Here is a 12,011-nt window from a genome sequence, read left to right on the forward strand (position 1 = left end):
CATCGGCCGGGCACGGCGTTCCGCCTCCTGCTGGGCCCAACTGCAGATCAAGGCTGCCATGCCCGTGACACTCCAGCGGCCTGCCTCCTCGCCCTCGCGCCCCCGAGCGCTGAGAGCTCGACGGGGCGGTTTGCGCCCTTCCAGGGCGTCGGGTTCGCGGACCCGCATCCAGCCGCGCGAGGCCGGCCTGCGCGGGGGTGCGAACACCCGCCCGCCGCGCCTCTCCATGTCCACGCAGCGGGGACGGCAGGCGATCCGCGCACCTGCCGGAAGGCGCGACGGCCGCCATGTCTCAGCGTGTGACAGTCTGGAAACCTCGCCGTCCGATCTGGACCGGGCTGGTCCGGCGTTCAGCAGGGTCCCGCCGTGGCGGGGCGGGTCAAGCCGCCCCCGTCCAGTCCAGCAGGGCCTGCTGCTCGGCCTCCATCGGCCCCGCCCAGGCGAGGTGCCCGTCCGGCCGGACGAGGAGCGCCTCGGCCTCCTCCAGGTCGGGCGAGGGCTGCCAGGCCGTGGCGGTGACGATCTGCATGCGGTCGTCCCGGCTGCCGGGCGCGCCGGCCCGCTTTCCCGTATGGACGAGCAGGAATCGCCCGTCGTGCAGCAATTCGTACAGACGCCCAACCTCGGGCCGCTCCGCGACGCTGATCGGCAGATCGGGCACCCGGGCCCCGGCCGGGAAGCCGTCGCCGTAGTGGGTGCCGATCGCCGAGACCGAGGCGGCGAGGTCGTGATTGACCTCCCCGATGCGCAGGAGGCCGTCGAGCATGCCGCGCAGCGCCATGACCGGCCGCCGGTACTGCGGCACCAGAGTCAGTTCCATCAGCAGCGTCTGCACCTCGGTGTTGGCGGTGACGGCCGCGCCGACCGGGCGGCGCTCGGCGTCGTAGGAGTCCAGCAGCCCTTCCGGAGCCCAGCCCTTGACCTGGGCGGCGAGCTTCCACCCCAGGTTCATGGCGTCCTGCAGACCGGTGTTGAGGCCCTGTCCCGCCGCTGGGAAGTGGATGTGGGCCGCGTCGCCCGCCACCAGGAGCCGGCCCTGCCGGTACCGCCCGGCCAGGCGGGTCGCGTTGCCGAACCGCGACAGCCAGCGCGGCTCGGCGACGCCGAAGTCCGTGCCGGCGACGTTCGTCAGCGCTTGCCGGAACTCCTCGTACGTCAGGGGTAGGCCGGACGGCACCCGCATGCGTTCGGGATCGATGACCACGAACCGGGTCAGCCCGCCCTCCAGCGGCACGGCCAGCACGCCGCGGGCCTCGGCCACGCGCACGGCGTCCGGATCGGTGACCGCGAAGTCGCCGAGCATGCCGGACAGCGTCTCGTCGGTTCCGTCGAAGGGGATGCCGGCCGCCTGCCGGACGATGCCGCGTCCGCCGTCGCAGCCCACGACGTAGGAGGCGCGCAGCGTCTCTTCCCGGGCTGTCTGGACGACGACGCCGTCCGGCTCCTGCCGCACGGCGGTGACCTGACAGCCACGGACGATCTCGGCGCCCAGCTCGCGGGCGCGGGCGTCGAGCAGTTCCTCGGTCCGGGCCTGCTCCAGGAACAGGGTGTAGCCGTGCCGGGTGTCGAGGGCGGTGAAGTCGAGGCGCGTGTTCAGGCCCGCGAAGTGCCACCCGGGCAGGGTGTGACCGCGGGCGAGGAAGCGGCCGGCGATGCCGCGCAGGTCCATCACCTCGATGCTGCGCGGGTGCAGCGTGAGCGCCCGCGACTGGCTGGTGGGCGCGTCGTTCCGTTCGAGCACGCGGACCGCCACGCCCGCCAGGGCCAGCTCCGCGGCCAGCAGCAGTCCGGTGGGCCCGGCTCCCACCACGATCACGTCGATGTGCACGCTTGCGTCCCTCCTATTAAATGAACACCGTTCATAAAATCGAGGTCATTAGTATCACTGGGCATGGGACCCACGTCAACCTCCTCGTCCGCCCAGCGCTCCCGGGGCCGCCCCCGCAAGATGGGCGTGCCGGAGGCGGTCGCCACCGCCCTGCGCCTGGTCGACGAGGACGGGCTCGACGCGCTGACCATGCGCCGTCTGGCCGCGGCCCTCGACGTCCAGGCGGGCACGCTCTACCGGCACTTCGCCACCAAGCAGACGCTGCTCGCCGCCATGGCGGAGGAGATGCTCGCGGGCTGCGCCGACCCGCTGCCCGACGGGCTCGCCTGGCGCGATCAGCTCACCGAACTGGCCGGACGGCTGCGCACCGCGCTGCTGCGCCACCGCGACGGCGCACGCGTCTACGCCGGCACCCACTCCGTCGGCCCCAACACGCTGAACTACGCCGAGACCCTCGTGGGCGTGCTGCGCGAGACATGCCCGACCCCCGAGGCCGCCACCCGTACGGCACTCACGATCATCCATTTCACCGTCGGCCACACCCTGGAGGAACAGGCCGCCCAGTCTCTCGCCGGCTCCGAGTTGCCCGCCTCACTGACCCTGCTGCACGCGGCCCTCGACCCCGACGCCTACCCCAACCTGGCCGCCGCCGAAGCCACACTCACCAGCACCGATTTCGCCGCCCACTTCGCCCACGGCCTGAACCTGATCATCACAGGACTGACCACCGACTGATGCCGGCGTCGAGAGCCGGATCGCGAAAGGGCATGTCCTCAGGCCGGGCGGGCCGCAACCGTCGGGGAGTCCGCGCAGGGGGCGGACGCAGGAGACCAGGTCGTCCAGGGCGACGCCGAGCAGTTGGAATGGGGTGCCCACCTCCAGGAGCGCCTGACGCAGGTTGTCGTGGCGACACACCGGTTGTCGGGGAAGTTCACCCGCGCCGACGCCACCGCCGGGTCCAGGATCAGCCGCGACGCCGTACCCGAACACCACCTGGCGATCGCCGCCGAGGTCGACAAGGTCGCCGACGAGCTCGGCGTCTCCTCCTCCCAGGTCGCCCTCGCCCGGACCAGGGCGCATCACACCTGGATCCACCCGAGCTCCGGCGCGCGGACGCTCGACCAGCTCACCGACAACCTCGCCGCCTGCGACCTGCGGTTGCCGCCGGACGTGGGCGAGCGGCTCGACCAGGTCAGCGCCTGCCCGCTCGGGTTCCCGCAGAGCTTCATCAAGATTCGCGGGAGTCCGTCTACGGCCCCTCGATCGGCCGCTTCGACCGCCGGGTGCCGTGAGCGGCGACCGCCGATCCACGGGGGCAGCGACGGCCGCGGAACTCCGCCCGGTTCCCGCAGGACCGCGGCGGCAATCCTGGCCGGACGGAGACACCTTGAGCACCCGCCGATGGCAAATGCTGTTCGCGCGGACGCTGGGCCGGCGACGCGGAGCGGTTCACCCTACGTAAGAGTCCGCCCACAGTGGGTTGCCGGGCAACGAACGCCACCCGGCCCAGCCTGCCCGTCCACCTTCACGGAAGGGGCCCCGCCCATGTCGCCGCGACGTACCGCCCGAGGCTCGGGACGATCCGCGCCCGCCGTGCTCCTCGCCCTCACCGTGCTGGTCACGACGGGGCTGAGCCTGCTGCCCGCGTCCGTCGCGCACGCGGCGCCCCTCCAGGTCTGCACCCTCCAGGAGGACATCGTCTACCAGCCGCCGCTGACGAACACGCCCCAGACGGTGGCGTTCGCCGTCCACGGCCGGCTCACCGCCTGCACGGACGGTTCCGCCCCCACCGGCTGGTACGAGGAGTCCGGGACGGCGGCGGGCGCCACCTGCACCAGCCTGCTCTCCTCGGGCGACGGGACCCGGACCTTCCGCTGGAGCTCCGGAGAGCACAGCACGTTCGCCTACCACCGGGTCGTGAACCGGGTCGCCGGCTACATCCAGGTCATCGCCACCGGCTCGATCCAGGACGGCAGGTACCAGGGCCTGCCCGCCATCTCGCAGGGCCTCGGGCTCCAGCCCGACCCGCTCGCCTGCGCCGGCGGCGGCGTCACGCGGCTCACCGCGCCCGGAACCCTCACGATCGGCATCTGACGGGCGGCATCTGACGGGCGGCATCCGCGCACGCCCTTCCTGCGTGGATGGGCGTGCGCGGAGCAGCCGCAGGACGGTTCGCGGAGGGGTTCAGTCGGTCGGGGTGCTCGACGCGGGGTTCTCCTTGAGCCGCATGCACTCGTCGTAGTAGAGAAGCGCCTCGTTGGCGGCCTTCTCAGGGCTCCAGCCCCGGGCGACGAGGGCCTGGTAGTTGTGGTTGTAGATCTGGTAGCAGTCGGTCCGGCTGTCGGCCTGGGCGGCGACGGCGGCGGGGACCATCCAGGCGGCGGCCAGGAGCGTGGCGATGACGAGGCGGCGTGCGTGACGCATGGCGATCCTTCCTGTTACTTGGTTCCCCAGCCGGGCGAGTGGCAGGCGGGTCCGTTCGGTCCGGTGTTGCATGACTTGCCTTCGGTGGCCTGGACCGGCAGGGACAGCGCCCCCACTGTGGCCGCGGCCAGCAGCGCGACGGTGATGACGGGACGAAGACGGGTCACATGGGCTCCTGCGGTGAGGTCGCGACGTACGCGAGATGCTTCCGTGCCGGCCGCCGGATGCCCCGATGATCTCCGGGACCGCACTGCGATTGTCGGACGCCGGCGGCGGCCCCGGCTCCTCCCCGAGGCCGTGCCCTCCGGCCACAAGGAGGACGACAGCCACGGCCGCCCGGCGCCTCAGGAACCGATGTTGAGGAGTTTGCCGAGGAGGGCGGTGAGAGGTGTCGTCGAGGAAGGCCGGGATCGCGGCCTGCGCCTCAGCCAGCCGCCGCCGCCCCGGGTCGGTGATGGTGACGGCGTAGGAGCGGCGGTCGCGGGGGTTACGTTCGCGGCGTACGTGGCCCGCCCGCTCCAGGTCGTCGCAGACGCTGACCATGACGCTGCGGTCGATGCGCAGCTCCTCGCCCGCTTCTACAGCGACACCTGCACCTACGTCCGCCTACCCGGCCACGCAGGAGGCTGCCTCAACCCCGGCCTCGCTGCCCGGTGAGCACGTCGTCGTGGTGGAGGCGGGCAACTCGGCGGTCCATGTCGCCTACGAACTGGCCACCGACTTGGCCATCGGGCGCCGGGTGACGCCGGCCAGCCGGGAGCCGATCCGGGTCATGGCCCAGCGCCCGCTGGGGCGTGACCTGCACTTCTGCTTGCGCGTGACCGGGTTCGACCGGCTGCCGCCGGCCCACGCCGAGGCCCCGCCCGCCTCGCCCGTGCTCGATGACGACCGCTACCTTCAGGCGCTGCGCGAGAGCGTACGCCTGGACGGCCGCTTCGACACGGAGCAGGGCCTGGCCTGGCTGAAGTCGCTCGGGCTCTGAGTCGCCGGTAACAGTCTGGGTTACGACTGGCGGTTACAACGGCGATGTCGTTTCCGAATAGCAGCGCGAGCGCGAGCTTGGAACACGAACGGGAATGACGACGCGCGTGCTGTATTTAAAACGCTACGAGACTTGATACGTAGCTGAGAAAGAAGCCTGGCGAACGCTACGCTGAGACCGGGAACCGAGACTTGGGGTCCTGTGGTGGAGGTTTCCCCCGCCGAAGCTTGCCGGCCAGACGGGGGTCACCATCTTGCGGGCTCAGGCAGCCGATTCGGCTACCTGAGCCTGTTCACCACCAGGTCTACGGCCATGAGCACGGCTCGCACGGCAAGCGGCGCCCCTTCCGGCCACCAAGGGTGGTTCTTCCTCTTACGTCCTTTGCGCACTGGATGCCCTTCCTCGTGGTGTGACGAAGGGACCGGCCATCTGAGCAGCCGACCCCCCGATTGACTGCTGCCAGAACCGCGTGCGCTGCGGACAAGACAGAGCTTAGACGTGCGGTCATGTGGCTGTATTGCATTAGCGGTTTATCGGGAGCAGGCCCGCTGTTGGCTGTGTCGGCTCCGTTGGGGTGCTGCGGAAATACGCGTAATCTCGCAGGTTGGTGCAGGGATTTTCGTTCGCCCCGCACGACAATGTGTGATGAGAGTCACATCGAGTCGTGTCGGCGTGTCATCGCTGCTCCGCATCAGGCCGAGACGCTGGCCACCCCACTCAGCGCGCGTGACGACCACGAGGCGGCGATCGACACGTCCCCCTCTTCGACCACATGCGCAGGCACGGGTTCGACGCCGACCTGTTGCAGCGGGCGATGGCCGCCTGCGACATCCCGACCCATCGCCGGAGAAGGCTGGTCCAAGACCTCGCCGACGGCACAGTCAGCTCCGCATCCCCTCGACCATGAGCACCCGGGCCGCCTCGGCTTCGGTCGCCGCGGGCACTTCGACGAGATCGTTCTCGTGGCGCAGGACGGTGACGATCCCGGTCAGCAACGTGAGCCGGCGGATGCGGTCTCGGGCGACGACCTGCCGGTCGGAGGGCGCCCGCGAACTGCTCGGCGGACTGCCCCCGGCCGCGGCGATGCGATGCTGGATGGACCTGTTCGGGGACTGGATCGCGACCAAGAACGGCATGCCCGACACGCTGCTCGCGATGATCGAGTCGGGCGAGATCGCCCATGCGCAGGCCCGGAGCGAGCCACTGGTGGCCATCACCACGATTCTCGACGCCGGTCGCGCGGCGGGCGACCTCCGCTCCGACGTCACCGCCTGAGACATCGCCGCCTCCCTCATCGGCATCTTCACCGTGGCCCCCCGGCGCGAGCATGAAGCCAAGGCCGGTCGCCTGCTGGACCTCCTGATGGACGGCCTCAGGCCGCCCGCCCGGCCGGCACGCTGAACTCAGCGTACGAAGGCAGCGCAGGTCGGCACGTACGGTTTGCCCGGTACGTACAGGTTCCACTCCGGGCGGCTGATCGGCCGCTGGGCCAGGGCGCATACGGCGGCTTCAAGGTCGGAGGGCAGGCTCACATCCCACGCGCGAATGGTGGAGTCATAGCCGGTGCTGACGAGGGTGCGGCCGTCCGGGGTGAAGGCGATCCCGGAGACGTCCCCGTCGTGTCCGGTCAGTGGACGGCCGAGTGGCCGCTGGGTGGCGACGTCCCACAGCCGGATCGTACGATCACGGCTTGCGCTCGCGAGCAACCGGCCGTCGGGGCTGAAGGCCGCCTTCCATACCGTGTGGGTGTGCCCCACGAGCGGCTGGTTCTTCGGCCGTACCGCGTGCGGATCCCACAGCCGGATCGTGCGGTCGCTGCTCGCGCTGGCCAGCAGCGAGCCGTCCGCGTTGTACGTGATGGAGGTGACGGCGTCGATGTGGCCGCGCAGCGGGGCGGCCTTCTCGCGGCGGGAACGCCGATCCCACTGGCGGATGCTCCCGTCGTCCAGCCCTGCCGCGAGGGTGGCGCCGTCGGGGGAGAAGGCCAGGGCGGAACCGCGCACGCCTGCCACCGGCGGGCCGAGCTGCCGCCGGGCGCGTACGTCCCAGAACCGCAAGGTGCCGTCCGCGCCGGTGCTGGCCAGCATCCCCCCGTCGGGGCTGAACGCGAGCCCGCGGACCCAGCTCTGCCCGTTGCGCTCGGTGTGGCCGCGCAGCGGTGGCCCGATCGGCCGCTGGGTGGCGACCGTCCACAGGTCGATCACGCCGTCGGCCGCGCCGGTGGCCAGCATCGTGCCGTCGGGGCTGAAGGCCACCGGGCCGCCGTCGCCGGTCCTGCCCGGCGCGATGGGCTGCCCGAGCAGGCTCACGACGAGGCGTCCGCGGCGGTCGCGCCCGGCCAGGTTCCACAGCAGCACGCTCGTGCCGCTGGAGGTGGCGAGCGTACGGCCGTCATGGCTGAGGGCCATTTCGTAGACATCGCCGGTGCCGGGCCTGGTGACGGGCCGCTCGATCTGCCGGCCGCGGACGAGGTCCCAGACGCGTACGGTTCCGTCGTTCCCGGCACTGGCCAGCGCCTTCCCGTCCGGGGAGAAGGCCACGTCCAGCGGCGTGCCGGTGTGGCCGACGAGGGGAGCGCCGACCGGCCGGCGGGTGCTGAGGTCGTACAGGGCGATCGTGCCCGCCTCACCGCCGGTGGCCATGGTGACGCCGTCGGGGCTGACGGCCAGCGCCGAACCGGAGGCTTTGAGGGCGGCGCCGAGCCGGCGGTGAGTGGTCGTGTCCCACCAGCGCACGGTTCCATCGCTGTCATCGCTCAGCAGCTTGGTGCCGTCAGGGGTGTAGGCCACCTTCCACGCCGTGATGTTGCCCTTGCGGGTGGCCGTCCGGGGCGTGATCTCGCGGCGACGGGCCACGTCCCAGAACAGCACGGTTCCGTCCGTGCCGGCGGTGGCCAGTACGCGCCCGTCCGGGCTGAAGACGACGTCCTCGACCTGGTCGGTGGTGATCTGGGCGAGACGCCGCCGGGTGGCGACCTCCCAGAGGTACAGGATGCCGTCGTCTCCCGCCCCGGCCAGCGTCTCGCCGTCGGGGCTGAGTGCCAGCGCGTCGAAGCGCACGGTCTGCCCCTCGATGACGTCCGCGACGGTGAGCGGGGCGCCGGCCTGCCGTTGGCCGGCGACGTCCCAGATGTAGATCGCGCCCCTGTTGGATTCCTCCGTACCGCTCGCGCAGAACAGGAGTTTGCCGTCGCGGCTGAAAGCCACTGCCCGCGCCCATTCGCCCGGCCCGGTGGTGAAGCGCGCGATCGGACGGCCCGTGGCGATGTTCCACAGCCGGACGCTGCCGTCACGTCCGGCCGAGGCCAGCGTCCTCGCGTCGGGGGCGAACGCCACCCTCTCGACCTCGCCGACGTGACCGGTGAACACGGCGCGAGCAGGGTTGAGCAGGGCGGTGGTCATGGCCGCGCGGGAATCCGGGGTGTCCCGTATCTCATGGGCCGTGACAGCCAGCAGCCGGGACAGAGCCGGATCGGTCTCGCTCAACTCCACGCTGCGACCGGCCAGTTCGCGCGAGCGCACGGTGCTTTCCTGGTTGCTCGCCTCGGTGGCGCGGTTCATCGCCACGCCGACGCCCGTCAGTGACGCCAGCGCCAGGATGGTGAGCAGGGCGAGGACCACGCGACGGGTCCGCGCGGTCCGCGTCGCCGCCCGCTCGCTCGCGTGCAGGAACGCGCGATGCACGCCGGTGAGCGCGGGGCTGCGTACAGGATCGTCGTCCCAACGGGGGAACGCCTCCTGCAGCGCCGTCAGCCTGGTGCCCCGGTAGAGGAACGCCGGATCGCGGCCTCTGGCCTGCCAGTCGGCGGCGCTGTCCAGGAACTGCCGCAGCACCAGGTGATCGCTACGATCGTCGTCGAGCCAGCCGTGCAGCTTGGGCCACGCGCTCAGCAGCACGTCGTGCGCGATCTCGACGGTGCCGCGTGGGCTCCCCTCGTCGGCGCCGCCCTGAACGAGGAGCCGGCGCTCGGTGAACGCCTCCAGCACGTCATTCACGTCGGCCGCCCGGTCGGCGGCGTGCGAGCCCAGCAGTTCGGCGCGCGTGACGCGGCGGCGTACCGGCCGCCCGTCCGGGCCGGTGGCGGCCAGCCGCAGGAACACCTCGCGCGCCAGGCGTCGCCGCTCGGCGGACAGGCTCCCGTAGACCTCTTCGGCGGCCGACTCCACGGCATGGGCGACGCCGCCGACCAGCCCGTACGTCCTGCTGGTCAGCGTTCCGCCCTGGCTCTTCTCCCAGGTGAGAAGCATCGCCTGGGACAACAGGGGCAGCACGCCTGCGCCATAGCCGCCCTCGTCGGCGTACGAGCGCAGATCGCTCAGCACGCTGTCGACCAGACCTGCCTCGACCTCCAGGCCGGCGATGCCCGCCGGCCCGGTAATGGCCCGGCGCAGGTCGGATTCGGTCATCGGACCGAGGACGAACTGCCCGTCCTCCAACGCCTCGGCCAGCGTGGGGTGAGCGGCGCAGGTGGAGGCGAAGTCGCCACGAACGGCCAGGACGACCAGCGCGGGCGTGCCCGCGACCGCGACCAGGGCGGTCAGGAACGCCTCGCGTTCCCGACCGCCGGCCAGCAGGAACACCTCCTCGAACTGGTCCACGACCAGCACGAGCCGACCGGCCTCGTGCCGGGCTTGCCGCTCGGCATCAGCGAGTACGGCGTGCCGCACGGTGAGGTGCGCGTCCTGCGGATTGGCCTCCAGTGAACGGCGTACCGCACCTGGTTCGAGCCCGCCCAGAGCGCTCAACCGGACCGCCATCTCATCCAGTGGGCGCGCGGTCGGAGTCATCACCACCTGCGGCCAGTCCTGGCAGTTCACGGCGCCGGGCAGCAGCCCGCGGGCCAGTGCGGGCAACAGCCCGGCCCGCAGCAGGGAGGATTTGCCCGCCCCCGACGCGCCGGTGACCATGGCCGGCCGCGCCCCGGACAAGCGCTCAGCGAGCTTGCCCAGCAGCTTCGCGGTGGCGCGCTCACGGCCATAGAAGATCGGGGAATGGTGGCGGTCGAACGGCCACAACCCTCGATACGGCGCCTCGTCCAACCATCGAGGACCGGGAGCGTCCGCCTGCTGCTGCGAGGTGGCCGCGCGCCGGCTGACGGCCGCTATCTCATCACGTATCAGGATCAGCTGCACCGACTGCTGAAGGGCGAGATCCCGATCGTGCCGTTGCTCGGCGGCCTGGCGGTACAGCAAGTCCTGAAGCTGAGTGGCCTTGCCCGACAGATCGCCCAGCAGTTGACGGAACTCGGCGAAGCTTCCGCTCAACTCGGCGAAGACCGTCGTGAGATGGGCCTGCAGCCGCTGGTCTCCGCTGGTGAGCGCGGCCTCCAGAGCGGCTCCTGCCGCATCGATCCCGTGCAGCACGCCGGCGATCTCCCGCCGCAGGTCCGGCGTGTTGCTGTTGGCGGCCTCCAGGGCTTGCAGGAGCTGGGTTCCGATCTCGTTCTCGATCTCCTCCCCTGACAGCAGACGGCCGGCGGCGCGCCTCCGTACCGCGTCCATCGACTTGATGATCACATCGGCCAGCACGTTGCCGCCGACACCGGCCAGCACCTGCACCCCGGCCGCGACGGGACCATCGGCGCCTTCGAAGGCCAGCGGCACCAGGGCGCTGGCGCACAACGTCGCGATGACCGCGTGCGGCGACAGCTTCAGCAAGCCGCTCCCGCTTCGCCGCACCACCGAGGCGATCCGCTCCCGCGCCGCGTGCGCCTGGGAATCGCCGGGCACCCCGGTGGCCGATCCCATCCACAACCCCCATCGATCCGCGAAGGCGCCCGCCTGCCCTCTGATATCGCCACAGCGCCTCACACCGCTACAACCGCTGTCGAGGTCCCGGCCGATCGACATGCGCTCGTGGCCCCAGGCGGAAGAGCGCACGCAGGCCCCGCACCGGCCACCGCCCGTCCAGCCCGAGTACGGCCCGGCGCCCTCGCTGGTGGCAGGCTGGACGCGGCCACGGTCCTGGTCGAGTCAATGTGGGTTTGGGCGCATGTGGGCTGACACCCTTGTAAAGTCCGGTGCCATGCGTCCGAGCTCGAGACCTGCGAGGAGCCGGATGCGGCCAGCGCCGACGTCGAGGTGTTCCGGCGCTATGTCGAAGAGGTCTCCCTCTGTCTGGACAAGGCCTGGGGGCCGCTGCTGACGAAGGCCGGTCTGCGGTACACCAAACCCAAGGTGGTGTTGTCGTACGGCGAGCGGGTCAAGACCTCCTGCGGCATCTACGCACCCGACGCCACTGACAGCGTCTACTGTCCTAACACCAAGACCGTCCACATGATGGTCAGCGACTACGGACTCAAGGGCGAGATCGACAAGCCACAACTGCTGGAGGCCCTCAGCACGGGCTATGCCATCCATGTCCAGAACGTCGCGGGCATCATGAACGCCGTGGCCAAGACCATGAAGAAGCTGTCCAAGCGGGACGCGCTGGCCCTTCAGTCCAGATACACGCTGCAGACGCTCTGCTTCTCCGGGGCGTTCACCGGCAGTGTCTGGGATTCGCTCGGCCACACGCGCGAGCACGGCCAGGACTACTACATCGACCGGCACGTCATCGACGGCAATTTCGCCGGCCTCGGCAAAGCGTCCAATCGTGTCTACTGGATCAGGCGGGGGTTCGAGTCCGAGTCTCCGTCCGCCTGCAACACCTTCACGGCTCCGGCCGCCAGGGTGAAATAGCGCGCGCCCATGTCACGCGGGTCGACGCCGGCCCCTTGGGCCATCCCACGTGAAAGGTGTATTCGAAGCCAACAACCCAAGATGACGATGGCGCTTG

General features: G+C 71.0%; 11 protein-coding genes and 1 pseudogene. 6 read left to right on the plus strand and 6 right to left on the minus strand.

Annotated features, from left to right (window positions below; translation table 11 throughout):
- Positions 1-379 precede the first annotated feature (379 nt).
- Positions 380-1,828 (minus strand): FAD-dependent monooxygenase, encoded by a 1,449-nt coding sequence (locus tag ACFYUV_RS50175; protein ID WP_387683026.1) that lies wholly within the window; start codon positions 1,826-1,828, stop codon positions 380-382.
- A 63-nt stretch (positions 1,829-1,891) separates the two neighbouring features.
- Here ACFYUV_RS50175 and ACFYUV_RS50180 point away from each other — a divergent pair, with 63 nt between their 5' ends.
- Both ACFYUV_RS50180 and ACFYUV_RS50185 read left to right on the plus strand, forming a co-directional pair.
- Positions 1,892-2,563 carry a TetR/AcrR family transcriptional regulator gene (locus tag ACFYUV_RS50180; RefSeq protein ID WP_387683028.1) on the plus strand — a complete coding sequence of 224 codons (672 nt, stop codon included), beginning with the start codon at positions 1,892-1,894 and terminating at the stop codon, positions 2,561-2,563.
- 168 nt (positions 2,564-2,731) lie between these two features.
- A pseudogene (locus ACFYUV_RS50185) lies at positions 2,732-2,962 on the plus strand (aldo/keto reductase); the annotation flags it as partial.
- Here ACFYUV_RS50185 and ACFYUV_RS50190 read toward each other — a convergent pair.
- A complete protein-coding gene (locus ACFYUV_RS50190; protein WP_387683093.1) occupies positions 2,908-3,057 on the minus strand; it encodes a hypothetical protein in 150 nt (49 codons plus the stop codon). The pseudogene ACFYUV_RS50185 and the gene ACFYUV_RS50190 overlap by 55 nt on opposite strands.
- A gap of 316 nt (positions 3,058-3,373) precedes the next feature.
- Here ACFYUV_RS50190 and ACFYUV_RS50195 point away from each other — a divergent pair, with 316 nt between their 5' ends.
- Complete coding sequence (locus tag ACFYUV_RS50195; protein WP_387683095.1) at positions 3,374-3,922, plus strand: hypothetical protein; 549 nt, start codon at positions 3,374-3,376, stop codon at positions 3,920-3,922.
- Between the two features lie 90 nt (positions 3,923-4,012).
- Here the strand turns inward: ACFYUV_RS50195 and ACFYUV_RS50200 are convergent, their stop codons facing one another.
- On the minus strand, positions 4,013-4,252 hold the full coding sequence (locus tag ACFYUV_RS50200; protein WP_387683097.1) for a hypothetical protein: 240 nt from the start codon (positions 4,250-4,252) through the stop codon (positions 4,013-4,015).
- 14 nt (positions 4,253-4,266) lie between these two features.
- A complete protein-coding gene (locus ACFYUV_RS50205; protein WP_387683099.1) occupies positions 4,267-4,419 on the minus strand; it encodes a hypothetical protein in 153 nt (50 codons plus the stop codon).
- A 374-nt stretch (positions 4,420-4,793) separates the two neighbouring features.
- Here ACFYUV_RS50205 and ACFYUV_RS50210 point away from each other — a divergent pair, with 374 nt between their 5' ends.
- A complete protein-coding gene (locus tag ACFYUV_RS50210) occupies positions 4,794-5,234 on the plus strand; it encodes a hypothetical protein (protein ID WP_387683030.1) in 441 nt (146 codons plus the stop codon).
- Positions 5,235-6,115: 881 nt separating this feature from the next.
- On the opposite strand, the gene ACFYUV_RS50215 is transcribed toward ACFYUV_RS50210, so the two are convergent.
- Positions 6,116-6,370, minus strand: coding sequence for a hypothetical protein (locus ACFYUV_RS50215; RefSeq protein WP_387683031.1), 255 nt, complete (start codon positions 6,368-6,370; stop codon positions 6,116-6,118).
- Here ACFYUV_RS50215 and ACFYUV_RS50220 point away from each other — a divergent pair.
- Positions 6,369-6,509 carry a hypothetical protein gene (locus tag ACFYUV_RS50220; RefSeq protein ID WP_387683033.1) on the plus strand — a complete coding sequence of 47 codons (141 nt, stop codon included), beginning with the start codon at positions 6,369-6,371 and terminating at the stop codon, positions 6,507-6,509. The two genes, ACFYUV_RS50215 and ACFYUV_RS50220, sit on opposite strands and share 2 nt — an antisense overlap.
- Positions 6,510-6,637: 128 nt before the next feature.
- Here the strand turns inward: ACFYUV_RS50220 and ACFYUV_RS50225 are convergent, their stop codons facing one another.
- Entirely contained in the window at positions 6,638-10,981 is a 4,344-nt protein-coding gene (locus ACFYUV_RS50225) for an NACHT and WD repeat domain-containing protein (RefSeq protein ID WP_387683035.1), read from the minus strand.
- A 333-nt stretch (positions 10,982-11,314) separates the two neighbouring features.
- On the opposite strand from ACFYUV_RS50225, the gene ACFYUV_RS50230 reads away from it, so the two are divergent.
- Positions 11,315-11,914 (plus strand): neutral zinc metallopeptidase, encoded by a 600-nt coding sequence (locus tag ACFYUV_RS50230; RefSeq protein WP_387683036.1) that lies wholly within the window; start codon positions 11,315-11,317, stop codon positions 11,912-11,914.
- Positions 11,915-12,011 lie beyond the last annotated feature (97 nt).

This window comes from Nonomuraea sp. NPDC003560 (genome assembly GCF_042878785.1).
Taxonomy (GTDB): domain Bacteria; phylum Actinomycetota; class Actinomycetes; order Streptosporangiales; family Streptosporangiaceae; genus Nonomuraea.